Consider the following 25,521-nt stretch of genomic DNA (forward strand, 5'->3'; position numbering starts at 1 on the left):
GGCCACACGATCGACGACGGCAGCATTTCGCATCAGTCTGGGAATGCTCTGGGAGCGGGCTGCCACGGCCGCCCCCGCCCGGCCGCTGCCACGCCCGACCGGGCGCCGCGCCGACCACCGCCCGCTTGGCTACACTGACGCCCGCTGCCAACGCCCCGAGGGGGAGGTGGAGGAGCGGCAGCCATCGTGACGGGGGAACAGGCGTGAAGCCGCTGGAGCATGACGACCCATCGACGATCGGCCCCTACCGGCTGGTGGCCCGGCTGGGCGTGGGCGGGATGGGGCGGGTGTACCTGGCCAGGTCGGCCGGGGGCCGTACGGTGGCCGTCAAGGTCGTCCGCGCGGACCTCGCCGGGGATCCGGAGTTCCGGACCCGCTTCCGCCGCGAGGTCGCCGCCGCGCAGTCGGTGGAGGGCGTCTACACCGCACCGGTGGTCGACGCCGACCGCGACTCGGCGACCCCGTGGCTGGCCACCGCCTACGTGCTCGGGCCCTCGCTGGCCGAGGCCGTGGCGCAGTACGGTCCGCTGCCCGAGGAGAGCGTGCGGACCCTGGGCGCGGTGCTCGCCGAGGCGCTGTCCTCCATCCACGGAAGCGGACTGATCCACCGTGACCTCAAGCCGTCCAACGTGCTGCTGGCCGCCGACGGGCCGCGGCTCATCGACTTCGGCATAGCCCGCGCGCTCGACGGCGACAGCCTCACCAGCACCGGCGTGGTCGTCGGCTCCCCCGGGTTCATGTCCCCCGAGCAGGCCGCCGGACGCGGGGTCGGCACCGCCGGGGACGTCTTCTCGCTGGGCTCGGTGCTGGTCTTCGCGGCGACCGGGCGCGGTCCCTTCGGGCAGGAGTCGGCCGCGGCGATGCTCTATCGGGTGGTGCACGAGGAGCCGGACCTGGCCGGACTGCCGTCGGGCCTGGCCGGGCTGCTGCCCGCCTGCCTGGCGAAGGACCCCGCGCAGCGGCCCACCCCCGCGCGGCTGGCACGGCTGCTGGCGCCGGAGGGCACCGCTTCCCGGCTGACGGGCGGCTGGCTCCCGGCCCCGGTGGCCTCCGGTATCGCCCGGCATGCCGCGCAGGTCATGGAGCTGGAGGCACCCGCCGAGCGCGGCGGCACGGCGGCACGGGACCCACGGGTCGACGCCCCGGCGGCGGCCGACGCCCGGAGCGGTACCGGTGCCCCGGGCACCGTGCGCCTGCGGACCTCCCCGACGCCGCCCGCCGCCGGTCCCGCGCCGACGGTCATGGCGTCCGCGTCCGCGTCCCCCGCTCCGGCGCCGAGCCCGGCCCCGAGCCGACGCAAGCTGCTGTTCGGCGCGATCGGCGTGGTCGGCGTGCTCGCCGCCGGAGGGGGCACCGCGCTCGCGCTGGAGTCCGGCAGCGGGCCGAAGCCGAAGCCGGGCCCGTCCGGACCGTCGGGCCCGAGCGCGACGGCGTCGGCGCCGTCCACCGCCGGGACCTCCCCCAGCGCCTTCCCCACCAGGGCCGCCGGCGTCCCGCCCGAACCGCTGTGGACCTTCCCCGGAAGCGGGATGCAGATGGGCCCGGTACTCGCCGAGGGCGGGCGGGTCTACGCCTTCGGGGACGCGAGCACCGCCCTGGACGCCCGCACGGGCAAGGTGCTCTGGACCGGTCCGCAATTCGCGCCGGGCAACATGTTCGCCACCGCCGGGATGCTCGCCGGGGGATACCTGATCGGCGTCAACCCGGGAACCTACGACCTGTTCGGCCTGGACCCGGCCACCGGCGGCCAGGTGTGGAACCTGCACACCGTCGGCGGCTACTCCACCGGGACGCTGCTGGCCGCCGACGCCACCACCGCCTACCTGGTGGGCACCGACCTGGCGACCACCTCGAAGAGCTACATGCTCGCCGTCGACCTGAGGACCCGGACGCTGCGCTGGGCGCGGCTGCGCAACGCCGCCGCCGACTACGAGGTCGCCGGATCAGTCTCCGGCGGCTACCTCGTCTACACCAACGACCAGGGCAACGTGGTCGTGCGGAGCACGGCGGACGGTCGGCAGCTGTGGTCGCAGGACTTCTCCAACCCGAACCCGGGGCAACCCGTGTATCCGCTGATCGTCGGCGGCACCCTCTACGTCGAGGGCTCGACCCTGCTCGGCTTCGACCTGGCGAGCGGCAGGCAGCTGTTCGCCGCGAAGGCGCCCGCCGGGGACAGCTACCAGCTCCCCGTCGCGCTCGGCGGCCGGCTCTTCGTCCAGGACGTGACCGGGAACCTGGTGTTCGCGCTGAACGCCGCGGGCGGTGCGGTGGACTGGCAGTCGCCGCTGCAGATCGGGCTGACCGGGGACCCGGCGGTGACCATCGGCTCCACCCTGTTCGTCGGCACCAACGCGGACCCGTGCGCGGTGTACGCCTTCACCGATTCCGGGGGGCACCAGTTGTGGAACTTCCAGGACGGCCAGACCGACAAGGACTGGTACCTCAGCACCGACGGCACCATGCTCTTCGCGGTCCACGGGGACAAGGTCTACGGCCTGCCGCCGGTGTAGCGTCCGGCGCGGCACCGACCGGCGGCGGACCGGGGGGTCTCAGCCGACCCGCTCCCGCAGCCAACCCAGGGCGTCGGGGGCGGAGTTGAGGACGGAGATGTGGCCGTCCCCGGGGCCGGTCCAGAGGTCGGCGGCCGGGCAGTGGCGGGCCAGCCAGGCGGCGTGGGCGCTGGGGACGACGCGGTCCTCGGCGCCGTGCAGGATCAGCGTGGGCGCGGTCACCCGCTCGGGCGCGAAGCCCCAGGGACGGACGTAGGCCAGGTCGTCGTCGACCATCCCGGCGTTGCCCTGGGCCATGCCCTTCCCGGCGACGGCGCCCAGCCAGGCCCAGCGCCCCTCCAGCGCGGCGTGGTCCGCCGAGGTGAATATCCGCGGGTCCCACTCGCTCGCCGCCAGGAGTTCCTCCAGCGCCGCCGCACCCCGGACGGAGGCGCGCAGCTCCCCCTCCCCGGCCTCGGCCATGCCCGCGAACCAGTCCAGGCCCTCGGCCGTGAACGGGGCCAGACCGGCCACGGCGACCACGCCGAGGACCCGTTCCGGCAGCAGCGCGGCCGCGGCCAGCGCGTGGGTGGCGCCGCCGGAGTGGCCCATGACCGCGAACCGGTCCAGGCCCAGGGCGTCGGCGACCGCCGAGGCGTCCTCGGCGGCGGAGCCGACGGACCGGCCCGGGCGGCGGCTGGAACCGCCGTACCCGGGCCGGTCGTAGGAGACCCAGCGGACGCCGTGGCGGGCGGCGGCCGCGAACAGGGGCTCCGGCGGCTCACCCGTGTTGGGTGTGCCGTGGTGCCAGAGCACCGCGAGGCCGTCCTCGGCCCCCTCGGCACGGGCATCGTAGACATGCAGCGTACGACCGTCGGGCAGCGCGAGATCGGTCTCGGTCAGCGTCACTTCAACCATGCGCCGAGGCTAGCGCGGGCCACTGACAACCGCGGTCCGCGCGGCGCGCGGGCGGCACAGAGCGGGGCAAGCGGAGCAAGTCACGCGCGGCGACCCCGGAAACCTCAAATCTAGCTCTGAGAATCGTGGTCGGCTCTTCCCCCTTCCCGCTCGGCGGGACATGCTCAGTGGCGTGGAGCCGGGAGCGGGGGACCCGGCTCCACACCTCTTTGAGCGCCCCGGTCAGGCCAGCCCGGCGAGCAGGTCGCCGATCGCCCGGCGGCGGCCGGTGAAGAACGGGACCTCCTCGCGGACGTGCCGCCGGGTCTCCGAGGCACGCAGGTCGCGCATCAGGTCCACGATCCGGTACAGCTCGTCGGCCTCGAACGCCAGCAGCCACTCGTAGTCGCCGAGCGCGAACGAGGCGACGGTGTTGGCCCGGACGTCCGGGTAGCCGCGGGCGAGCATGCCGTGCTCCATCAGCAGCCGACGGCGCTCCGCGTCCTCCAGCAGGTACCACTCGTAGGAGCGGACGAAGGGGTAGACGCAGACGTAGTCGCGCGGGGTCTCGTCGGCGAGGAACGCCGGGATGTGCGACTTGTTGAACTCCGCCGGGCGGTGCAGCGCCATGTTCGACCAGACCGGCTCCAGCGCGCGGCCGAGCGCGGTCCGGCGGAAGCGGTTGTACGCCTCCTGCAGGTCGTCGCTGTTCTCGGCGTGCCACCAGATCATCAGGTCGGCGTCGGCGCGCAGCCCGGAGACGTCGTAGGTGCCCCGGACGGTGACGTCCTTCTCGGCGAGCTGCGCGAACAGCTCCTCGACCTCGGCCGCGTGCGCGGCGCGGTCGTCCGGCAGGACGTCCTTCAGCCGGAAGACCGACCAGAGGGTGTACCGGATGACCTGGTTCAGGTCGCGTGCCTTCTTCTTCACTTCGGTGCTCTCGGTCATGCGCCCATTGTCCCTTCCGGCCGCGACGACCCCAGCACCAGGTCGGCCGCGCGCCGACCGCTGGCGATGCAGGCGGGGATGCCGACGCCCTGGTACAGCGCGCCGCACAGGGCGAGCCCGGGCAGCTCGGCGGCCAGCTTCTCGATCCGCTCGACCCGGTCCAGGTGGCCGACCGGGTACTGCGGCAGCCCGCCGCGCCAGCGGGTGACCGTGCTCGCGTACGGCGGGGCGGTCAGCCCGGTGGCGGCGCGCAGGTCCGCGAGCGACCCGGCGACCAGGTCCGCGTCGTCCCGGTCGAGGTCCCGCTCGTCGCCCTGGCGACCGATGGAGGTGCGCAGCGCGAAGCTGTCCGGGGCGGACTCGGCCAGCCAGCCCCACTTGTTGCTGGAGAAGGTGGACGCCTTGATCAGCCGCCCGTCCACCGGCGGCACCAGCAGCCCGCTGCCGCGCAACCCGGTCGTCCCACCACGCCGGAACAGCAGGGTGACCAGCGCCATGCCGGCGTACTCGACCGCGGCCAGCTCCGCCGCCGCGCCCGGCGCCTGGTCCGCGAGCAGGGTCGCGGCGGCCGGCGCGGGCACCGCCAGCACCACCGCGTCGGCGGTCAGCAGCCGCCCGCCGACGACGCAGCTCCAGCCGTCCGGGGTGCGCCGCAGCCCGGTCACCGGACTGTCCGTCAGCAGCTCCGCCCCGGCCGCCCGGCAGGCCTCGGCGACGGCGCCGGGCAGGCGTCCGACACCGCCGTCGATGCCGGTGAACACCGGTGCCGGGTTGGCCGGGGCGGCGCCCTGGAGCGCGCGCACGCCCGCCACCAGCGAGCCGCCGCGCTGCGCCAGCGCCAGCAGCTGCGGCACCGCGGCCCGCATCGAGATCCGGTCGGCGTGCCCGGCGTAGACGCCGCCGAGCAGCGGCTCGACCAGCCGGTCGACCACCTCGCGGCCGAGCCGGGCGCCGACGTAGTGGCCGACCGAGACGTCCGCGCCGGGCTCGACCGGCGGCAGCGCGGGCTCGTCGGCGACCCGGGCCAGGCCCTCGGCGGACAGCACGCCGGTGGCGGCGAGCGCGTCCAGGTCACCCGGGACGCCCATCAGCTGGCCCGCGGGCATCGGCCGCAGCGCGCCCCTGGTCCAGATCGCGGCCTTGGCGGTGGCGGGCGGCTGCAACGCCTCGCCGAGCCCGACCGCGCGGGCCAACTCGACCGCCTCCGGCCGCCGGGCCAGGATCGACTCCGCGCCGAGGTCGACCCGGACGCCGCCGACCTCGGCGGTGTGGAGCTTGCCGCCGAACCCGGGACCGGCCTCGGCCAGGGTGACCCGGGCGGTGCGCGGGCTGCCGTCCGCACCGCTGAGCCGCGCGGCGGCGGCCAGGCCGGAGATACCGCCGCCGACGACGAGGACGTGCGGGAGTGTCGGGTGCCCGGGCGCGGGTGTGCTGCTCTGCATGCCCCTCACTCAACCACACGGCCCGGTCGGGTCGTTCCGCCACCCGACCGTGACCGGTTCTTGACGCACCGTCGGGAACCCGGCGCCGTCGCGGCGGGTCCAATCGCCGACGGTGCGCAGGGCGCGGGCCGGGCGGGAGCGAGGGGGAACGGACGATGGCGAGAGGGACCGGAAGGACCGGCGGCGGGCGGGCGGTCGCGGCGGCGGGGGCGGGACTGCTGGCGGCCGTGCTGGTACTGAGCGGCTGCTCGCGGACGGGCGGCGGCAACACGGCGTCCAACGGCGCGCGGGCGGCCGCGCCGCAGCGGGCCGCCGGAGCGGCGGCCGGTGCCGGGGGAACCAGCGGCGGGGACACGGACGGCGGGGGGAGCGGTGCCGCCGCGAGCACCACCGGCACCGGCGGGACCGCGGCCCTCGCGGCCGGCCGGTCGCTGATCTACACCGGCGAGATGCAGCTGAGCACCACCGGCGTGGACGCGGCGGTGACCCGGGCGGAGCAGTTGGTCGCCGCCGCCGGTGGCTACGTGGACGCGGAGCAGACCGGACCGGTGGACGAGCTGCCGCTGAGCCAGTACGCGAACGGCGACGGCAGCAGCAGTTCCCCGGGCGACGACGGCGGTGACTCCTCACTGCCGCTGCAGATCCTGCCGGAGCCCGGCGACGTCGGGGCGAACGGGGCGCAGCTGGTGCTGCGGATCCCGACCGCCGACTACGCCGCCGCGTTCCAGCGGCTGCTGGGCCTCGGCTCGGTGCTGGGCCAGGAGCGGTCCTCGCAGGACGTCACCGCGCAGGTGGTGGATGTCGCCAGCCGGGTGCGGACGCAGCAGGCCAGTGTGGACCGGGTGCGGGCGCTGATGAACCAGGCGCAGGACATCAACGACGTGATCTCACTGGAGGCGGCGCTGACCCAGCGCGAGTCCGACCTGGAGTCGCTGGAGGCCGAGCAGCAGGCGCTCCAGTCGCAGACGGCGATGTCCACGGTGACGGTGCAGGTCTTCGAGAAGCCGTCGGCCCCGGTCGCCGCCCCCGCGCCCAGGCACAAGGGCGTGGGCGCGGCGGCGCTGGGCGCGCTGGCGGACGGCTGGCACGGCCTGTACCTGACCTTCCGGGCGCTGCTGCTCGCGCTGTCGGCGGTGCTGCCGTTCGCGCTGGTGCTGGTGTCGCTGGGCTGGCTGGCGCTGCGGCTGACCCGCCGCTACCGGCGGACCGGCGCCGCCGTCGCCGTCCCGGCCGTCCCCGCGCAGCCGCAAACGCGGCTGGAGCCGCAGCCGCAAACGGAGCCGGAGCCGGAAACGGAAACGGAGTAGCGGTCAGGCCTGGGTGCGCTCGTGCACGTGCGCGACCAGGGCGGTCAGCACCTTCGGGTCGGTGGTCGGCAGCACGCCGTGGCCGAGGTTGAACACGTGGCCCCGGCCGCTGGCCGCCGCCGACTCCAGGACCTCGTCGGCCTTGGCCCGGACCACCGACTCGGGGGCGAACAGGATGGTCGGGTCGAGGTTGCCCTGGAGCGCCTTGCCGGGGGCGACCCGGCGGGCGGCCTCCTCCAGCGGCACCCGCCAGTCGACGCCGACCACGTCGGCCCCGGCCTCGCCCATCAGCCCGAGCAGTTCGCCGGTGCCGACGCCGAAGTGGATCCGCGGCACGCCGTACCCGGCGACCGCGTCGAAGACCTTGGCGCTGGCGGGCATCACGTACCGCTGGTAGTCCCGGGGCGCGAGCGCGCCGACCCAGGAGTCGAACAGCTGCACAGCAGCGGCTCCGGCCCGGATCTGCACCTCCAGGAAGGCCGAGGTGATCGCGGCCAGCCGGTCCAGCAGCTCCCGCCACAGCTCCGGGTCGCCGTACATCAGCGCCTTGGTGTGCTCGTGGTTCTTCGACGGGCCGCCCTCGACCATGTAGCTGGCCAGGGTGTACGGCGCCCCGGCGAAGCCGATCAGCGGCTTGGGCCCGAGCTCGGCGGTGATCAGTCCCATCGCCTCGGTGACGTACCAGACGTCGGCGGGCTCCAGCGGGCGCAGCTGGTCGAGGTCGGCCCGGCTGCGGATCGGCCTGGCGACGACCGGGCCGATGCCCGGCTTGATGTCGAGGTCCACGCCGATGGCCTTGAGCGGCACCATGATGTCGCTGTAGTAGATCGCCGCGTCCACGTCGTGGCGCCGCACCGGCTGCAGGGTGATCTCCTTGACCAGCTCCGGCATCGTGCAGGAGTCGAGCATGGCGACGCCCTCGCGGATCTTCAGGTACTCGGGCAGCGAGCGCCCGGCCTGCCGCATGAACCAGACCGGGGTGTGCGGCACCGCCTCACCCCGGCAGGCACGCAGGAACGCGGAGTCCCGCACGGCGGGGCCCACCGGATTCGTCACGGCGGCGGTCTTCAGGTCGTCGGTGCGGCCGGTAACCGGCCCGCTGCTCTCGCTCACGGGTGAAATCTTCGCATGCGTGCCCGGGCCGCCGAGACCCGCCGTGGTGCCTCCGCCATTGGAAGGTGCCAGCGTCTTAGTCTTCCGGCATGGCAGCGGTCAGCGGGCACCAGGCGAGTGAGGACGGGGCACCCGGCGAACCGTCGGCCTTCCGGGAGGCTGTCGACGCGCTGCGGGCCGCGCGGCTGCGGCCGGAGGTGGTGGTCACCGACACCCCCGCGCCGCGCAGACTGGCCCGGCACGCCTTCGCGCTGACCGCCAGCGTCGAGGTGGACGGGGAGGAGCTGGCCGACGGGCAGCTGGTGCTGCTGCACGAGCCGGACGGCCATGACGCCTGGCACGGCGAGTTCCGGCTGGTGTCGCTGGGCCGGGCGCAGCTGGAGCCGGAGATGGCCAACGACCCGCTGCTGCCCGAGGTCGGCTGGTCCTGGCTGATGGACTCGCTGGCGCTGCAGGGCGCCCGGCAGGTGGAGCCCAGCGGCACGGTCTCGCGCTGCTCCTCGCAGTTCTTCGGCGGCCTGGCGGAGCGGCCGACCACCACCGACATCGAGATCCGGGCGTCGTGGACGCCGGTGGTCTCCGCCCCGGGGGACTTCGCCGGGCATCTGCGGGCCTGGTGCGAGCTGCTGTGCCTGTGCGCGGGGCTGCCGCCGTACCTCCCGGGCGGGGCGCTGGCCGGGACGGTGCCGCTGCCCACCCGCCGCCACCCGCGCTGACGCGGGCCCGCACTGAGCGCGGCGGCCGCCGAGCGCGGCGGCCGCGGGTACCCACGGTGGCCGCCGACCGCGGACCGGCGCACACGCCCACGCGCGCAACGATTACCCAGCGTATTGACCTCTAACTCACTCGAAAGAGTGGCTTATTCGGGCGCGTCGATCACTTTTGATCACTTATGGGTGACTTACGCTCGGTCAAGCAGTCCAAGATGTGCGAATTGTCCCGGGTTTACTCACTCAATCGTGATCTTTCGCTAAAGCCAGGCACTCATCATGCCGAAGCAGTCAGTGACCCTTTCCACACGAGGACCCTCCCCATCTGTGTCTCCCCGGGTCCCCGCGCCATCCCCCCAGGAGGCCTGGTGTCTGTACTTCTCGAACACCCCGCAAACCTGGTCGCCTACCGTCCGACCAAGCCCACTGCCATGGTGGTCGTAGCGGACCCACGCGTCCGCAGCACCGTCACCCGCCATCTGTGGGCACTGGGCGTTCGCGACGTGATCGAGGCGTCCTCCCTCGCCGAAGCCCGGCCCCGGGTCGGCACTCCGCGCGACATCTGCGTGGCCGACGTCCACCTCCCCGACGGCTCAGGACTGGCCATCCTCGCCGAGACCCGCGCGGCGGGCTGGCCCAACGGGCTCGCCCTGTCCGCCGCCGACGACATCGGCGCGGTCCGCAGCGCACTGGCCGGCGGCGTCAAGGGCTACGTGGTGACCGGAACCCGGGTCACCGCCGGCATGCAGCGTCCCGGCCTGAACGGCATCAACCCGATGAGCGGCCGTCCCATGGGCGGCCAACTGCGGCGTCCCGGGGCGCCGGGCGCGCCGGGTGCCCCCGGCGGGGCGCCGGGCACGCCGGGCACCCCGCACCCGCCCGCCTACCGCGAGCTGTCCGGACGTGAGGTGGAGGTGCTGCGGCTGGTCGCCGAGGGCCAGTCGAACAAGGCGATCGGGGTGGCGATGGGGCTGTCGGCGCTGACGGTCAAGAGCCACCTCGCCCGGATCGCCCGGAAACTGGGTACCGGCGACCGCGCGGGCATGGTCGCGGTGGCACTCCGGACCGGGATCATCCACTAGTCCGAAGCCCGTCCCACCGTCCGAGGGAACGTTCCTCTTCGGACGGTGGGGCACAGCCCGGTATCGACGCCCGCGCACGGCCCTGCTGGTCCGATGCGCGGGCGTAGTCTTGGGGCGTGACCGACGCCCGCGAAGCCATCCCCGACACCGCCGACGCATCGAACGTCTCCGAATCCGGCGGCCCGGTCCCGCTCCTCGACCCCCGGGAGGGCATTCCTCCGGTCGTCGCGGACGCCGACGCGTTCGCCGAGATAGTGACCCGGTTCGCCGCCGGGACTGGACCGGTGGCGATCGACGCCGAGCGGGCCTCCGGCTACCGGTACGGACAGCGCGCCTACCTGGTGCAGTTGCGCCGCGAGGGCGCGGGCAGCACCCTGATCGACCCGGTCGGCTGCCCGGACCTGTCCGCGCTCGGGGAGGCGCTGGCGGACACCGAGTGGGTACTGCACGCCGCCACCCAGGACCTGCCCTGCCTGGCCGAGCTGGGCATGCGCCCGACCACCCTGTTCGACACCGAGCTCGCCGGCCGGATCGCCGGCTTCCCCCGGGTCGGCCTCGGCCCGATGGTGGAGAGCGTGCTCGGACTGACCCTGGAGAAGGGCCACTCGGCGGTCGACTGGTCCACCCGCCCGCTGCCCGAGCCGTGGCTGCGCTACGCGGCGCTGGACGTCGAGGTGCTGGTGGACCTGCGCGACGCGCTGGAGGCCGAGCTCGCGGCCCAGGGCAAGCTGGACTGGGCGCTGCAGGAGTTCGCGGCGATCGCCGCGGCGCCGCCCGCGCCGCCCCGGGTGGACCCCTGGCGGCGCACCTCCGGGGTGCACAAGATCCGCCGTCGCCGCCAGTTGGCCGCCGTGCGCGAGCTGTGGCAGCTGCGCGACAAGGTCGCCCGGGAGCGGGACGTCTCCCCCGGCCGGATCCTCTCCGACGCGGCGATCATCTCGGCCGCCACCGCGATGCCGGTCGGCGCCACCGCGCTGCAGGCCCTGGCCGGTTTCGGCCCGCGGGTGCACCGGCGGGCGCTGGAGCAGTGGATGACCGCGATCGACGCCGCCCGGGTGATCCCGGAGCAGCAGCTGCCGCCCGCGACCGCGCCGCACGACGGCCCGCCGCCGCCGCGTTCCTGGTCCGACAAGGACCCGGTCGCCGCCGCCCGGCTGGCGGCCGCCCGGGCCGCCGTGAGCGCGCTGGCCGAGTCGCTGAACCTGCCGCAGGAGAACCTGGTCTCGCCGGAGGCGGTGCGCCGGGTCTGCTGGACCCCGCCCGCCGCGCCGACCCCGGAGGCGATCGCGGCGGCCCTGTCCGGCCTCGGCGCCCGGGCCTGGCAGGTGGAGCTGGTCTCCCCGGTGATCGCCCGCGCCTTCACCGAGTCCCGCGCCAACGTCCAGCCCCGCACCGGCGACTCCGGTACCGCCGGGTAGGTCCGAGCGGGGGGATGTCTGGGCAACATAGTTACTAGCGGGTAGCATCTCCTCTGGGACGCCGACGACTCATCCCGTCGGCCGGGTCCCGCCGGTCCAGCTGGGCCGCTACCACATTTGGGCCCCCTACTTCTGGGGACTTGGGAGGAGAGCCATCGTGCCTCGTACCGCGAGGGACGTCGTCTTCGTCGACGGCGTCCGCACCCCGTTCGGCAAGGCGGGACCGAAGGGCATCTACGCGGAGACCCGCGCCGATGATCTGGTGATCAAGGCCATCCGCGAGCTGCTGCGCCGCAACCCGGGCCTGGACCCGGCCCTGGTGGACGACGTCGCCATCGCCGCCACCACCCAGATCGGCGACCAGGGGCTGACCCTCGGCCGGTCCGCCGCGCTGCTGGCGGGCCTGCCCAAGTCGGTCCCCGGCTACTCGATCGACCGGATGTGCGCCGGCGCGATGACCGCCGCCACCTCGGTCGCCGGGGGCATCGCCTTCGGCGCCTACGACATCGCCATCGCGGGCGGCGTCGAGCACATGGGCCGCCACCCGATGGGCGAGGGCGTCGACCCCAACCCGCGCTTCCTGTCCGAGAAGCTGGTCGACGAGTCGGCCCTGTTCATGGGCATGACCGCGGAGAACCTGCACGACCGGCTGCCGCACCTCACCAAGGAGCGCTGCGACGCGTACGCCGTCGCCAGCCAGGAGAAGGCCGCCAAGGCGTACGCCAACGGCCACATCCAGCCCGACCTGGTGCCGGTCGCGGTCCGCCGCACCAACGCCGACGCCGGGGAGACCGGCTGGGGCCTGGCCACCGCCGACGAGCCGATGCGCCCGGGCACCACCCTGGAGATGCTGGCCGGGCTGAAGACCCCGTTCCGCCCGCACGGCCGGATCACCGCCGGCAACGCGGCCGGACTCAACGACGGCGCGACCGCCTCGCTGCTGGCCGCCGAGGACGTCGCCCGCGAGCTCGGCCTGCCGGTCAAGATGCGGATGGTCTCCTACGCCTTCGCCGGGGTCGAGCCCGAGGTGATGGGCATCGGCCCGGTCCCCGCGACCGAGAAGGCCCTGCTCAAGGCCGGTCTCTCGATCGACGACATCGGCGCCTTCGAGATCAACGAGGCCTTCGCGGTCCAGGTGCTCTCGCTGCTCGACCACTACGGCATCGCCGACGACGACGAGCGGGTCAACCCGTACGGCGGCGCGATCGCCTTCGGCCACCCGCTGGCCTCCACCGGGGTCCGGCTGATGAACCAGCTGGCCCACCGCTTCCAGGAGCGCACGGACGTCCGCTACGGCATCACCACCATGTGCATCGGCATGGGCATGGGCGGAACGGTCGTCTGGGAGAACCCGAACTTCGAGGGGCAGAAGTGAGCGACACCACCGCGCTGCTCAAGCGCGCACACGAGCTGTTCCCGGACGAGGTCGTCACCTCCGCCCAGGTCCGCCACCTCGACCTGCCGCTGGGGGCCGGGCGCTTCGCGCTGATCACCCTCGACAACGGCTTCGACCACACCAAGCCGACCACCTTCGGCCCGGGCTCGCTGGCCAACCTGGCCGAGGCGCTGGACCAGGTCGAGCGGGAGGCGGCGGCGGGCGAGATCGCCGCCGTCGGGATCACCGGAAAGCCGTTCATCTTCGCCGTCGGCGCCGACCTCAAGGGCGTCGAGGTGCTGAAGGAGCACAGCGACGCGCTGGCCATCGGCAAGGGCGGCCACGACGTCTTCAAGCGGATCGCCGCGCTGCCGGTACCCAGCTTCGCCTTCTACAACGGCGCGGCCATGGGCGGCGGCGTCGAGGTCGGCCTGCACTGCACCTACCGCACGGTCAGCACCGGCGTCCCGGCCTTCTCGCTGCCCGAGTGCTTCCTCGGCCTGGTTCCCGGCTGGGGCGGCTGCACCATCCTGCCGAACCTGATCGGCCCGGCCAAGGCGATCTCGGTGATCATCGAGAACTCGCTCAGCCAGAACCGGCAGCTCAAGGGCAAGCAGGTGTTCGACCTGGGCATCGCCGACGCGATCTTCGCCCCGGCGGACTTCCTGGAGCAGTCGCTGCTGTGGGCGGCGACCGTGCTCAAGGGCGAGACCGTGGTCGAGCGGCCGGAGATCGACCGCGGCGAGGCCTGGGACCAGGCCGTCGCCCACGGCCGCTTCCTCGCCGACTCCAAGGTGCACGGCGCCGCCCCGGCCCCCTACCGGGCACTGGACATCATCGCCGCCGCGAAGGACGCGGTCCCCGGAGATGCCGCGGCCCTCCAGCGGGGCTTCGACGCCGAGGACGCGGCGCTGGCCGACCTGATCATGGGCGGCGAGCTACGCAGCGGCATCTACGCCTTCAACCTGGTCCAGAAGCGCGGCAAGCGCCCGGTCGGCGCCCCGGACAAGAGCCTGGCCCGCCCGGTCAACAAGGTCGGCGTGGTCGGCGCCGGCCTGATGGCCTCGCAGCTGGCGCTGCTGTTCGTGCGTCAGCTGAAGGTGCCGGTGGTGCTCACCGACATCGACCAGGCCCGGGTCGACAAGGGCGTGGGCTACGTCCACGAGGAGATCGACAAGCTGCTCGGCAAGGGCCGGATCAACCAGGACACCGCCAACCGCTTCAAGGGCCTGGTCACCGGCTCGCTCGACAAGGCCGCCGCCTTCGGCGACGCCGACTTCGTGATCGAGGCGGTGTTCGAGGAGCTCGGCGTCAAGCAGCAGGTCTTCGCGGACGTCGAGGCCGTGGTCTCGCCGACCTGCGTGCTGGCCACCAACACCTCCTCGCTGTCGGTCACCGAGATGGCGGCCAAGCTGGAGCACCCGGAGCGGGTCGTCGGCTTCCACTTCTTCAACCCGGTCGCGGTGCTGCCGCTGCTGGAGATCGTCCGCGGCGAGCAGACCGACGACGCCTCGCTGGCCACCGCGTTCGGCGTGGCCAAGTCGCTGAAGAAGACCGCCGTGCTGGTCAAGGACGCCCCGGCGTTCGTGGTCAACCGGGTGCTCACCCGGTTCATGGGCGAGATCCAGAAGGTCGTCGACGAGGGCACCCCGATCGAGACCGTGGAGCGGGGCGTCGAGCCGCTCGGCCTGCCGATGTCCCCGATCGTGCTGATCGAGCTGGTCGGCCCGGCCATCGCGCTGCACGTCTCGGAGACCCTGCACGGGGCCTTCCCGGAGCGCTTCCACGTCTCCGAGAACCTGGCCCGGGTGGTCAAGGCCGGCAAGCGCGGCTTCTACACCTGGGCCTCCGGCCAGCAGGAGATCGACCCCGAGGTCGCCGCGCTGCTCCAGGTCGGCGACACCGTGCTGACCCCGGAGCAGGTCCTGGACCGGGCACTGGAGGCGGTCGCCCAGGAGATCGCGCTGATGCTGGACGAGGGCGTGGTCGCCGAGGCGCAGGACGTCGACCTGTGCCTGATCACCGGCGCGGGCTGGCCCTTCCACCTCGGCGGGATCACCCCGTACCTGGACCGCTCGGGCGTCTCCCAGCGGGTGAACGGCAAGCCGTTCCTCGCCCCCGGCGTGGCCAGCGTCCCGGCGTAGGCAGCCCACCGCGAACGGCCGGAGGCCGGTGCCCCGTACTGGGGCACCGGCCTCCGGCCGTCGCGGTCAGCGGCGGACGGCGGACACCAGTCCCCCGGGCGGCCGCGTCGGCGCCTCCGCCGGGGCGGGTTCGGCCACCGGCCGCCCGTAGGCCGCCGCGCGTTCGCGGATGCTGAAGGTCTCGGCGTCCCAGCCCAGGTCGGCCAGCCAGCCCACCGGGTCGTCGGGCATCGCCGAGACCCACATGTCGGCCGGGGTGCCCCGGTCCTGACCGAAGCGCTCCAGGGTCTGCTGGGAGTCCAGGGTGAGCCCCATCCGGCTGCCCGGCGCGGACAGCCCGCCGACCCGCTCCAGCAGCCGCTGGACGTCCTCCTGCGGCAGGTAGATCAGCAGCCCCTCGGCGATCCACGCGGTGGGCAGCGCCGGATCGTGTCCGGCCGCCGCCAGCGCGGCGGGCCAGTCCTCGCGCAGGTCCACCGCGACCACCCGCCGCTCGCAGCGCGGCACCGCCCGCTCGGTCCGCAGCACCGACTCCTTGAAGGCCAGCGGCTCGGCGGTGTCCAGCTCGAACAGGCGGGTTCCCGGCGGCCGGTCCAGCCGGTAGGCCCTGCTGTCCATGCCCGCGCCCAGCAGCACCACCTGACGGCAGCCCGCCTCGGCCGCCCGGGTCAGCAGGTCGTCCAGGAACCTGGTCCTGATCACGATCGAGAGGGCCACGCCGCCCCAGCGCCGCTGCCGTGCCTCGTCCCGGGCCGCGGCCCCCGGCCCCGGGACGACGGGCCGCAACGAGAGACCGCCGGCCGCCGCGAAGGCGGCGGCCAGCGGGTCGTGGAACAGCGCGTGCTCACGACGGCTCTCCATCGCCCGGACCCGGGCGACGCCGACGGCGGTCCCCCACAGGCCGGACGGCTCAACACTCGTCATGGCCCCACCGTACCGGCGGGCCCAGGCACGCAGAAGGGTCAGTCGGAGGTGGCCGTGGCCGAGGGCGCGATGGTGGGCACGGCCTGCGCGGCGGCGAACACCTTGCTCGTCAGCTGCTGCGGGGTGAGCGGCAGGGTGCCGCTGAAGACGGTGGTGAACTGGCTGGTGGTCTGCGGCAGCACCGACATGGTCAGCACCGGGGTGTTGCCCTGGCCCAGCTTCTTGAAGGCCGAGGTGGAGTCCTTCACCCAGACGTTGTGGGTGCCCTGGTCGACGCACTGGCGGAAGACGTCGGTGTCCAGGCCGGGGACCTTCCGGGCCAGGTCGATCAGCCTGGACTTGGAGTCGAAGGTGTCGTCCGAGCCGGTCGGCTGGTTCGCCAGCAGCACCTGCCGGTACTCCGGGAAGTCCTTGGCGTCCTGGGCGCAGGCCAGCGCGTTGCCCGCGTACAGCGAGCCGCTGCCGCCCGAGGTCGCGTCCACGCCGGCCACCTCGCGGTAGTAGACGTTGACGGTGCCGGAGGCGACCAGGTGCGCCAGCGTCGCGTCGAAGGTCTGCGAGAACTGGGCGCTGCCCGGGTCGCGCATGTCCTCGTACACGGTCAGGGTGACCGGGGCGTGGCCGTAGACGGGCACGGCGAGGGCGCTCGGTCCGGCCGCCGAGGCGGGCGGGGCGAGCTTCTTGTCCTTGTAGTCGCGGACGAAGGAACCGACCACCCCCGCGACCGCGAACACCGCGAGCACCAGGCCGCCGATGATCACCCAGCGCAGCACCGCGGTACGTCGGCTCTCGTCGTCGAGCACCCCACCGGTCCGCTGCGCCTCGGGTTCGCTGGGTGTGCGGTTCTTGCCGTCAGCACGCTTCACTGTGGGGGTCCCTCTTCCGAAATCCAGGCTCTGCAACCGACAGAATGGCACGGCAGTGCAAGAACCACCGCCTCGGGGGGTTTGTCACCCCTGGACCGGGCCGCGCGAACCCCCGACGCGGCGCCCCGAGCCCGGAGCGCTGGTCCGCAGGCGGTAGATCACCGTTGTGCCGTCCTGCCCCACCCGATCGTAGTGCGCCGCGAGCAGTGCCCTGATCGGGGCGATGTAGCGGGGAGCGTACGGGGCGCCGTCCGAGTCGTCCACGACCAGTTCCGGAAGTTGCCTGGCCATCTCGCTGTCGAAGACCTTCCAACTGGAGGCGACGCCCTGGCTGACGCCCACTCCGCGCCCGTCCCGGCCGCCTGAGAAGTTGGTGAGAAGTCCGGCGGTGAGGTACCGGGTGGCCGGTTTGCGGTCGGCCAGCCAGTACATCTCCGGGTGCATCCCCCACACCAGTACCGACTGCTGCGGGGTGGTGTCCTCGGCCACCACGCCCGCCACCGAGACCGCGTGCTGCACCGACTGCTGCGGCCAGACGAAGCCGAGCACGCAGAACACCGCACCGGCCAGCGTCGAGTAGGCCAGCACCGGACGCCAGCGGGCGGCCCCCCGGGCGACCGCGCCGACGCCCAGCAGCACCAGCGGCGGCACCAGTTGCAGGAAGTAGTGGCCGAAGAAGTGGAAGCCGGTGATCACCCCGAGCCAGGAGGACCCGAACCAGACCCACAGGTCGGCGTCCTCCCGCAGCCGCCGTCGGCGGCGGGCCAACGGCACCAGCAGGCCCAGCGTGGCCGCGCCGAGGATGGCGCTGTTGGCCAGCACCCGCTCGCACATGTCCAGCCAGGCGCCGTCCGCCGAGACGTAGCCGCTGCTGCCGGTGACCACCCAGAACAGGAAGTTGCGGGCGCCGGTGGACAGCGCGACCACGGCGACCGGCAGGCCGAAGCCGAACAGCAGCGTCGCCAGCCGCAGTCGGCGCCCCTCCGGGTTCCGCCGGTCCGTGCCGCGCCAGGCCAGCCAGAGCAGCGGCAGCAGCACCGCCCCGCCGGTCTGCTTGGTCAGCGCGGCCACCGCGCTCGCCGCCCCGGCCGGGCCCCAGCGGCGGTTCTCGGCGAACCAGAACGCGGCGGCGGTGCCGGGCAGCATGAAGACCTCGAAGGTGGCCGCCTGACTGTCCGGCGGGGAGAGCCCGATGGACACCAGCAGGTAGATCACCCCGGCCGCGACCCCGGCCCGGTCGCCCCAGCGCTTGCGGGCGATCGCGGCCAGCAGCACGCCGGTGGCCAGGTGCGCGCCGATGGCGAGCACCCGCAGCGGCCACAGCGAGGCCGAGCCGAAGACGTCGAAGGCGATGTCGTACAGCCACGGCAGCAGCGGCGGCTTGCGGTCCACCACCGTGTTGTAGAGGATGCCGCCGCCCGCCAGCATCCGGGCCTCGGTGGCCAGGTAGCCCTCGTCCGGGTTCCACAGGGTGCGGTCGAAGGAGGGCAGGTGGGTGACGGTCGCCAGCACCGCCAGCAGCGGGACCAGCCTGGTCCAGTAGCCGCTCCTGGCGGCCTCACGGAAGCGCGCGGCCAGGTCGGCGACGCCGACCTGGCCGACCGGAAGCGCCACGGCGGAACCGCCCGCGGACATCGTCCCCCGGCGCTGCTCTGACGGCTTGTTCACCACGGCCCCACGCTACCGGTCTCCCGCGAACCGTCGCACGGAGGTCTACAGCACCGAGTCCGCGCGGTCCTGCTTGGCGATGACGGCGGCGACCCGCTCGGCGACGGCCGGGGCGGTCAGTCCGATCTGCTCCAGGATCTGCGCCCGGGAGGCGTGGTCCAGGAACTCCTGCGGGATGCCGAAGTCGCGCAGCGGCACGTCCACCCCGCCGTCGCGCAGCGCCTGGGCGATGGTCGAGCCGACGCCGCCGACCCGGCCGTTGTCCTCGACGGTGACCACCAGCCGGTGCTCGGCGGCCAGCGCGGGCAGCGCCGGGTCCACCGGCTTGACCCAACGGGGGTCGACCACGGTGCTGCTGACGCCCTGCGCGGCGAGCAGGTCGGCGACCTCCAGGCAGGTGGTGGCCATCGCGCCGACGGACACCAGCAGCACGTCGGCGCGGACCTTCCCGGCGGGCTCGGGGCCCTCGCGCAGCACGTCCATGCCGCCGATCCGGCCGACCGCCGCGATGGCCGGGCCGACCGTGCCCTTGGAGTAGCGGACGACGGTGGGCGCGTCCCCGACCGCCACCGCCTCCCGCAGCTGGGCGCGGAGCTGGTCGGCGTCGCGCGGGGCGGCCAGCCGCAGTCCGGGGACGACCTGCAGGATCGACATGTCCCACATGCCGTTGTGGCTGGCGCCGTCGGTCCCGGTGATCCCGGCCCGGTCGAGCACGAAGGTGACGCCGCAGCGGTGCAGCGCGACGTCCATCAGCACCTGGTCGAAGGCCCGGTTCAGGAAGGTCGCGTAGACCGCGACCACCGGGTGCAGCCCGCCGGTGGCCAGCCCGGCCGCGCTGACCGCGGCGTGCTGCTCGGCGATGCCGACGTCGAAGATCCGCTCCGGGAACTCCTTGGCGAACGGCGCCAGGCCGACCGGGTGCAGCATCGCGGCGGTGATCGCGACCAGGTCGGCCCGCTCGCGGCCGAGGGCGACCATCTCCTGGCCGAAGACCGAGGTCCAGTCGGCCGCCGCGGACTTGCCGCCGACCGGCAGGCCGGTGTCCGGGTGGATCACGCCGACCGCGTGGAAGCGGTCCTCCTCGTTCTGCTCGGCCGCGCGGTAGCCCCGGCCCTTCTCGGTGAGGCAGTGCACGATGACCGGACCGCCGAAGCCCTTGGCGCGCTTCAGCGCGGATTCCAGGGCCTGCTCGTCGTGGCCGTCGATGGGACCGATGTACTTCAGCCCGAGGTCCTCGAACATGCCCTGGGGGGCGATGAAGTCCTTGAGCCCCTTCTTGGCGCCGTGCAGCGTCTCGAACAGCGACTGGCCGACGACCGGGGTCCGCTGCAACGCGTCCTTGCCCCAGGAGAGGAAGCGCTCGTAGCCCTGGGTGGTGCGCAGCGTCGCCAGGTGGTTCGCCAGGCCGCCGATGGTCGGCGAGTAGGAGCGCTCGTTGTCGTTGACCACGACGATCAGCGGACGGTCCTGGGCCTCGGCGATGTTGTTCAGCGCCTCCCAGGCCATACCGCCGGTGAGCGCGCCGTCACCGATGACGGCCACCACGTGCCGGTCCCGCAGCCCGCGGATCTCGTCGGCCTTGGCCAGGCCGTCGGCGTAGCCGAGGACGGTCGAGGCGTGCGAGTTCTCGATGAAGTCGTGCTCGGACTCGGCCCGCGACGGGTAGCCGGACAGGCCGCCCCTGACCCGCAGCTCGGAGAAGTCCTGGCGGCCGGTGAGCAGCTTGTGCACGTAGCTCTGGTGGCCGGTGTCGAAGAGGATCCGGTCCCTCGGCGAGTCGAACACCCGGTGCAGCGCGATGGTCAGCTCGACCACGCCCAGGTTCGGCCCGAGGTGGCCGCCGGTCTTGGAGACGGCGTCGACCAGGAAGCCCCGGATCTCCTCGGCCAGGGCTGTGAGCTGCCCGGGGCTGAGGCGGTCCAGGTCGCGGGGTCCCCGAATGCGGGTCAGCAGGGCCACCCGTTCCTCCTTCGTCAACGCTGAAGCTTTTTGAGCTAAGGGACCTGAGTCTAGTGGGGCGGGCCCGAAGCGTCCGCCGTCAGGTACCGGCGCGGCGGCCTTCGCTGGTGGGCGGGCCGGGACACGCGACTGCCCGGCACCGGAGCGGTACGGTGCCGGGCAGTCTGTGCGTGCCGATCCGGCTCGGATGGATCTCCCCCTCAAGAGATCCACCCAGGATCGGCAGTCCTGTTGGGCGTCAGCCTCGGCCGGACGCCTTCTGGGTCCTGCGGGACAGCGAGTCGATCACGACGGCGGCCAGCAGCACCACGGCGGTGATCATGTACTCGACGTCGGACTGCAGGCCGAGCAGCTGGAGGCCGGTGGTGATCGACTGGATCACCAGCATGCCGAGCAGCGCCGACCAGGCCTTGCCGCGGCCACCGAAGAGGCTGGTGCCACCGATGACGGCGGCGGCGATGGCCAGCATCAGCCAGGCGCCCTGTCCGGCGCTCTCCTGCGCGCTGAAGCTCCAGCCCGCGTAGAACAGACCGCTGAGCGCGCCGAAGCCGCCGGAGATCGCGAACACCGAGATCCGGATGGCGGGGACGCTGATACCGGCGCGGCGGGCCGCCTCGATGCTGCCGCCGACCGCGAAGATCTTCCGGCCGTAGCTGGTGCGGCGCAGCACGAAGTCACAGATCACCAGGGCGGCCAGGAACAGCACCAGCGCGGTGGGCACACCGCTGGCCTGGTTGAGCTCGTAGGCGGCGGCGAAGGCGACGACGGCGAGCACGCCGACCCGCATGCCGATCTCGACGGTGGGCCGGAACGGCACACCGGCCGCGCGGCGGCGCTTCTGGTCCAGCAGCGAGCTGGCCAGCATGGCGACCACGGCGAGCCCGGCCAGGATGTACCCGCCGGCGATGTCGCCGCCCATGAAGTAGGAGTTCTGACCGAGGTCGTGCATGAAGCCCGAGTCGTTCAGGGTGATCGAGCCGCCGACGCTGCCGCTGCCGAGCAGCCACAGCATCACGCCGAACCAGCCGAGGTTGCCGGCCAGGGTGACCACGAACGCCGGGACGCCGACCTTGGCGAAGAACCAGCCCTGGAGCGCGCCGATGAGGACGCCGCTGCCGACCGACAGCAGCACGGCCAGCCAGGCGTTGATGCCGTGGATGACCGCGAGCCAGCCGAAGACCGCCGCCGACAGACCGCTGACGGAGAGCACCGACAGGTCGATCTCGCCGAGGATCAGCACGAAGATCAGGCCGAGCGCGGCCATACCGGTGGCAGCCAGGAAGAAGCTGATCTCACCGATGTTGGCGGGCTGGATGAACTTGCTGTTCTGGAGGCCGAAGACGATCCAGATGATGATCAGACCGCCGATGACCGGCAGCGAGCCGAGCTCGCCACCGCGCACCTTGCGCTGGAACTCGGTGAGGTAGCCCTTGAAGCCCTCCTCGCGCACCAGCAGCCGGGGGTCGACGGTGGGGATGGCGGATTCCTGCGGCGCCGGCTCGTTGCCCTGGGTCAGGGTCTCGTTCTTGGTGTCGCTCACTTCGCTGCCTCCGCCGTGCGCGCCGAGCGCCGGGTCACCGCGTTGTCGGTGGCACCGGTGATCGCGGCGATGATGTCTTCGTGGGTGGTCTCCCGTGCCGGGAACACACCGTTGTTGCGGCCCAGCCGGAGCACCGCGACGGTGTCCGCGACGGCCTTCACGTCGGCCATGTTGTGGCTGATCAGGATGACCCCGAGGCCGCGCTCGCGGAGCCGCTCGACCAGGTCGAGGACCTGGGCGGTCTGCTCCACGCCGAGGGCGGCGGTGGGCTCGTCCAGGATCACCACCTTGGGCTCGCCGATCAGCGCGCGGGCGATGGCGACCACCTGGCGCTGACCGCCGGAGAGGCCCGCGATCGGGATCCGGACGCTGGGGATGCGGATGGACAGCGTGCTGAGCAGTTCGCGGGCCTTCTGCTCCATGCTCACCTCGTCGAGCGTGCCGAAGCGGCGCAGCTCGCGGCCGAGGTACAGGTTGCCGACCACGTCCAGGTTGTCGCAGAGCGCGAGGTCCTGGTAGACGGTCGCGACGCCGAGGTGCTGGGCGTCCTGCGGCCGGTTGATGTGGACCTGCTTGCCTTCCCACTCGATCGCGCCGTCGTCGATCGGGTGAACACCGGCAATGGTCTTGACCAGGGTGGACTTTCCGGCGCCGTTGTCGCCGACCAGGGCGACCACCTCACCGGCATGGACCTCCAGGTCGACATCCGTCAGGGCCTGCACGGCGCCGAACCGCTTGGAGACCCCGCGCAACGCCAGTACGGGTGCGCTTGTCACGTGAACCAACTCCTTAACCACCCGGTGCCTCGGGTGGGTTGCCGCGCCGTCCCAGGCGCAGTTTGTCGTGCGAAGAGCTCGTGGGGGATGCCGCTGGGACGGCGACTGACCTGCCCCTGGACGTCACTATCTGACGCATGGTCATATCATCGTGCCACTGCGATGGTCCCGTGCCGCGCCCCGCGCGGGGAATTCCCGCGCGGGGCGACTGCCTGCTACCGCGTGACCGCCGGTACGACTACTGAATGCCGTCGGCCGTGCAGTAGCTCTTGAACTCAGCGGTGCAGATCTGGGCGGCGGTGTAGAGGCCGCCCTGGACGATGACCGACTCGACGTTGGCCTTGGTCACCGCGACCGGGGTGAGCAGCAGCGACGGGACGGTGTTGCCCGAGGCGCTGGTCTGGGTGCTGGTGGCGATGGTGGTGACGGCGGGGGTGCCGTTCAGCAGGGCCACGGCCAGCTTCGCGGCGGCCTGGGCCTCCGGCGTCGGCGCCTTGTAGATGGTGACGTACTGGGTGCCCGCGAGGATCCGCTGGACGCCGTCGATCTGGGCGTCCTGGCCGGTCAGCGGGATGCCGGAGAGGCCGGCGCCCTTGATCGCGGCAGCGACACCGGCGGCCATGCCGTCGTTCGCGGAGTAGATCGCGGCGACGTTGGCCTTGCCCAGCTGCTGGATGGCCGCGGTGGCCTCCTGGTTGGCGGTGGGGGCGTCCCAGTTGCCGCTCTGGTCGTAGGCGATGTCGACCTTGCCCTTGACGGCCTGCTGGAAGCCGGCCTTGAACTGGGCGGCGTTCGGGTCGGAGGCGGCGCCGTCGATCTCCACGATCTTGGTGGACGGGGTGGCCTTGGAGCCGAGCGCGGTGAGCAGCGCGGCGCCCTGGAGCTCGCCGACCTTCTCGTTGTCGTAGGAGACGTACGCCGAGACCGGGCCGTTGGCGAGGCGGTCGTAGGCCACGACCTTGACGCCCTTGGCGACAGCGGCCTGGACGGTCGACTGGATGCCCTTGCCGTCCTCGGCGTCGAGGATGATCACCTTGTCGCCGTTGCTGACCATGGTCGACATCTGCTGCGCCTGGGTGGCGGCGCTACCGGCGGCGTTGGCGTAGTCGACGGTGCAGCTGGCACAGAGGGTCTTGATCTCGGCGGTGATCTGCGGCTTGTCGAAGGCCGCGTAGCGGGCCGTGACGTTGTCGGGGAGCAGCAGACCGATCGCGCCGCCGGTCGTGGTGGAACCGGTGCCGGACGAGCTCGCCGTGGAGGGGGCGGAGGAGCTGGACGAAGAAGAGGAGGAGGAGCTACCGGCCTTGCCACAGGCCGCCATGCCGAGGGCCATGGAGACTGCGGCGGTGGCGATGACGGTGCGGCGGAGAGTGGTGTTCATGTTTTGAGGTGCCTCCCTGACGCGGTCGCTACTTTGCGAACCGAGGTGTCAGGGAGTCAACCCTCCGGACGAGTATGGCGTCAATAAGTAAATCCGCTCTGACGCCAATCCGAACCCTTTCGTTATCTTCCTGAAGGCAGGACCGCAACCGATCGTCCGGGATCCCTACCCTCGGTGGCGGGCAACGTCCCAGAGTCACCCATCTCGGACATCACCAGCGCCAAGGCTCCAAGAACCTCGGCCCGGCCACCGAGGGTGCCCGGAACCACCGAAAGCTGCCTGGCGGCACTGGGGATGGCGTACCGGGCGACCGATTCACGGATCGGATCGAGCACCAGGTCACCGGCCTCGGCGAGGTCCCCGCCGAGGATCACCCGGCGCGGGTTGAGCAGGTTGCACAGGTTGGCCACACCGGTGCCGATCTGGCGTCCGGCGTCCGCCAGCACCCGACGGCAGCCCAGATCGCCGCGTTGGGCCAACTGGACGACCTTGGGCACCGTCAGGTCGGCCCCGTGGCTGCCGTTCAGCAGGTTCAGGATGTGCCTGGCGGCGACGAAGGTCTCCAGGCAGCCCCGGTTGCCGCAGCGGCACACCGGCCCGGACTCGTCCAGCGTGATGTGGCCGATCTCCCCGGCCGTGCCACCGGGTCCGCGGTAGATCTGGCCGGAGATCACCAGACCGGCGCCGACGCCGCTGGCGACCTTGATGTAGGCCAGGTCGGACAGCCCCCGCCCGGCCCCCCAGACCAGCTCGCCGAGGGCGCCCAGGTTGGCGTCGTTGTCCACGTAGACCGGCATGCCGAGGCGGCTGGAGAGCTCCTGCCCGGGGGCGATGCCGGTCCAGCCGGGGAGGATCGCGGTGGAGCCGAGCGCCCCGGTCTCGCCGTCGATCGGGCCGGGGACGCCGAGGCCCACGCCGATGACCTTCTCCGACCGGAACCCGGTCTGCTCCAGCAGCCGCTGCACCAGCAGTTCGGCCCGGCCGAAGCCCTGGTCGGCGGAGGCGTCGGTGTCTATCGGCTCGCTCTCCTCGGCCAGCACCCGGTGCGCCAGGTTGCCGACGGCCACCCGCAGGTGGGAGTGCCCGAAGTCGACGCCCACCACGATCCCGGCGTCGGCGCTCAGTGACACGCTGCGCGCCCGCCGCCCCCCGGACGAGGTCGGGGTGACCACGACGGTCCCGGCGTCCTTCAGCTCCCGGACGATGTTCGAGACCGTCGCGGCCGACAGGCCGGTGCTCCGGGCGATCTCGGCCTGCGTCAGCGAGCCGGCCATCCGGACAGCCCTCAGCACGCGCTCCAGGTTGGCCCGATGCAGCGAAGACTGCGATCCCGGCGTTTCCACGGACATGTTCCACCCTCCCGAACCCAGGCGGCTCGACGGCCGGACCGGGTCCTGCCGCGTCCTTGCGGCGGAGTCCAGCTACAACTAATGAACCCTAAGCTCAGCCAATGGGGTCATCCCCCGTCAAGGCTGAAGGCCG

Annotated in this window: 19 protein-coding genes; 7 read left to right on the forward strand and 12 right to left on the reverse strand. The window is 72.9% G+C overall.

Annotated elements, in window-relative coordinates:
• Positions 1-203: 203 nt before the first annotated feature.
• The gene (locus GXP74_RS31295) at positions 204-2,510 is read left to right on the forward strand and encodes a PQQ-binding-like beta-propeller repeat protein (protein ID WP_182454632.1); all 2,307 of its coding nucleotides are present in this window, start codon (positions 204-206) and stop codon (positions 2,508-2,510) included.
• Between the two features lie 39 nt (positions 2,511-2,549).
• On the opposite strand, the gene GXP74_RS31300 is transcribed toward GXP74_RS31295, so the two are convergent.
• The 3 genes from GXP74_RS31300 to hemG form a co-directional block, all read right to left on the reverse strand.
• Entirely contained in the window at positions 2,550-3,407 is an 858-nt protein-coding gene (locus GXP74_RS31300; RefSeq protein ID WP_182454633.1) for an alpha/beta fold hydrolase, read from the reverse strand.
• Between the two features lie 222 nt (positions 3,408-3,629).
• Positions 3,630-4,334, reverse strand: a complete 705-nt coding sequence (hemQ, locus tag GXP74_RS31305) for a hydrogen peroxide-dependent heme synthase (RefSeq protein ID WP_182454634.1) — start codon at positions 4,332-4,334, stop codon at positions 3,630-3,632.
• Positions 4,331-5,776: a protoporphyrinogen oxidase gene (gene hemG / locus GXP74_RS31310; RefSeq protein WP_182454635.1), complete on the reverse strand. Its 1,446-nt coding sequence runs from the start codon at positions 5,774-5,776 to the stop codon at positions 4,331-4,333. Before hemG ends, hemQ begins: the two co-directional genes overlap by 4 nt.
• Before the next feature lie 155 nt (positions 5,777-5,931).
• On the opposite strand from hemG, the gene GXP74_RS31315 reads away from it, so the two are divergent.
• Positions 5,932-7,083 carry a DUF4349 domain-containing protein gene (locus tag GXP74_RS31315; RefSeq protein ID WP_182454636.1) on the forward strand — a complete coding sequence of 384 codons (1,152 nt, stop codon included), beginning with the start codon at positions 5,932-5,934 and terminating at the stop codon, positions 7,081-7,083.
• 3 nt (positions 7,084-7,086) lie between these two features.
• Here the strand turns inward: GXP74_RS31315 and hemE are convergent, their stop codons facing one another.
• Positions 7,087-8,154, reverse strand: coding sequence for a uroporphyrinogen decarboxylase (gene hemE, locus GXP74_RS31320; RefSeq protein WP_182456766.1), 1,068 nt, complete (start codon positions 8,152-8,154; stop codon positions 7,087-7,089).
• A 131-nt stretch (positions 8,155-8,285) separates the two neighbouring features.
• Between hemE and GXP74_RS31325 the strand changes: the two genes are divergently transcribed.
• The 5 genes from GXP74_RS31325 to GXP74_RS31345 all read left to right on the forward strand — a co-directional run bounded on the left by GXP74_RS31325 (position 8,286) and on the right by GXP74_RS31345 (position 14,925).
• Entirely contained in the window at positions 8,286-8,912 is a 627-nt protein-coding gene (locus tag GXP74_RS31325) for a DUF3000 domain-containing protein (protein ID WP_182454637.1), read from the forward strand.
• A 362-nt stretch (positions 8,913-9,274) separates the two neighbouring features.
• The gene (locus GXP74_RS31330) at positions 9,275-9,988 is read left to right on the forward strand and encodes a response regulator transcription factor (protein WP_182454638.1); all 714 of its coding nucleotides are present in this window, start codon (positions 9,275-9,277) and stop codon (positions 9,986-9,988) included.
• 116 nt (positions 9,989-10,104) lie between these two features.
• Positions 10,105-11,406, forward strand: coding sequence for a ribonuclease D (locus GXP74_RS31335; RefSeq protein ID WP_182454639.1), 1,302 nt, complete (start codon positions 10,105-10,107; stop codon positions 11,404-11,406).
• A gap of 157 nt (positions 11,407-11,563) precedes the next feature.
• The gene (locus tag GXP74_RS31340; RefSeq protein WP_182454640.1) at positions 11,564-12,781 is read left to right on the forward strand and encodes an acetyl-CoA C-acyltransferase; all 1,218 of its coding nucleotides are present in this window, start codon (positions 11,564-11,566) and stop codon (positions 12,779-12,781) included.
• A complete protein-coding gene (locus GXP74_RS31345) occupies positions 12,778-14,925 on the forward strand; it encodes a 3-hydroxyacyl-CoA dehydrogenase NAD-binding domain-containing protein (protein ID WP_182454641.1) in 2,148 nt (715 codons plus the stop codon). The genes GXP74_RS31340 and GXP74_RS31345 overlap by 4 nt, the downstream gene beginning before the upstream one ends.
• Before the next feature lie 66 nt (positions 14,926-14,991).
• Here GXP74_RS31345 and GXP74_RS31350 read toward each other — a convergent pair whose 3' ends face one another.
• The 8 genes from GXP74_RS31350 to GXP74_RS31385 form a co-directional block, all read right to left on the reverse strand.
• On the reverse strand, positions 14,992-15,849 hold the full coding sequence (locus GXP74_RS31350) for an SAM-dependent methyltransferase (protein ID WP_182454642.1): 858 nt from the start codon (positions 15,847-15,849) through the stop codon (positions 14,992-14,994).
• A 38-nt stretch (positions 15,850-15,887) separates the two neighbouring features.
• Complete coding sequence (locus tag GXP74_RS31355; RefSeq protein WP_182454643.1) at positions 15,888-16,715, reverse strand: thioredoxin domain-containing protein; 828 nt, start codon at positions 16,713-16,715, stop codon at positions 15,888-15,890.
• 84 nt (positions 16,716-16,799) lie between these two features.
• Positions 16,800-18,383, reverse strand: a complete 1,584-nt coding sequence (locus GXP74_RS31360; protein WP_225448328.1) for a glycosyltransferase family 39 protein — start codon at positions 18,381-18,383, stop codon at positions 16,800-16,802.
• Between the two features lie 45 nt (positions 18,384-18,428).
• On the reverse strand, positions 18,429-20,342 hold the full coding sequence (gene dxs / locus GXP74_RS31365) for a 1-deoxy-D-xylulose-5-phosphate synthase (RefSeq protein ID WP_182456768.1): 1,914 nt from the start codon (positions 20,340-20,342) through the stop codon (positions 18,429-18,431).
• A gap of 238 nt (positions 20,343-20,580) precedes the next feature.
• Positions 20,581-21,882: a sugar ABC transporter permease gene (locus tag GXP74_RS31370; protein WP_182454644.1), complete on the reverse strand. Its 1,302-nt coding sequence runs from the start codon at positions 21,880-21,882 to the stop codon at positions 20,581-20,583.
• The gene (locus GXP74_RS31375; RefSeq protein WP_182454645.1) at positions 21,879-22,667 is read right to left on the reverse strand and encodes an ATP-binding cassette domain-containing protein; all 789 of its coding nucleotides are present in this window, start codon (positions 22,665-22,667) and stop codon (positions 21,879-21,881) included. The genes GXP74_RS31370 and GXP74_RS31375 overlap by 4 nt, the downstream gene beginning before the upstream one ends.
• 229 nt (positions 22,668-22,896) lie before the next feature.
• Positions 22,897-24,039: a sugar ABC transporter substrate-binding protein gene (locus GXP74_RS31380; RefSeq protein ID WP_182454646.1), complete on the reverse strand. Its 1,143-nt coding sequence runs from the start codon at positions 24,037-24,039 to the stop codon at positions 22,897-22,899.
• A gap of 122 nt (positions 24,040-24,161) precedes the next feature.
• Positions 24,162-25,382, reverse strand: a complete 1,221-nt coding sequence (locus GXP74_RS31385) for an ROK family transcriptional regulator (RefSeq protein ID WP_182456769.1) — start codon at positions 25,380-25,382, stop codon at positions 24,162-24,164.
• Positions 25,383-25,521: the final 139 nt, after the last annotated feature.

The sequence above is a fragment of the Streptacidiphilus sp. P02-A3a genome (assembly GCF_014084105.1).
Lineage (GTDB): Bacteria > Actinomycetota > Actinomycetes > Streptomycetales > Streptomycetaceae > Streptacidiphilus.

Excerpts from the sequence above, each read along its gene's own strand:
- GXP74_RS31380 (WP_182454646.1), bottom strand. The coding sequence starts at position 24,039 with ATGAACACCACTCTCCGCCGCACCGTCATCGCCACCGCCGCAGTCTCC.
- GXP74_RS31350 (WP_182454642.1), bottom strand. The coding sequence starts at position 15,849 with ATGACGAGTGTTGAGCCGTCCGGCCTGTGGGGGACCGCCGTCGGCGTC.
- GXP74_RS31315 (WP_182454636.1), top strand. The coding sequence starts at position 5,932 with ATGGCGAGAGGGACCGGAAGGACCGGCGGCGGGCGGGCGGTCGCGGCG.
- hemQ (WP_182454634.1), bottom strand. The coding sequence starts at position 4,334 with ATGACCGAGAGCACCGAAGTGAAGAAGAAGGCACGCGACCTGAACCAG.
- hemG (WP_182454635.1), bottom strand. The coding sequence starts at position 5,776 with ATGCAGAGCAGCACACCCGCGCCCGGGCACCCGACACTCCCGCACGTC.
- GXP74_RS31325 (WP_182454637.1), top strand. The coding sequence starts at position 8,286 with ATGGCAGCGGTCAGCGGGCACCAGGCGAGTGAGGACGGGGCACCCGGC.
- GXP74_RS31300 (WP_182454633.1), bottom strand. The coding sequence starts at position 3,407 with ATGGTTGAAGTGACGCTGACCGAGACCGATCTCGCGCTGCCCGACGGT.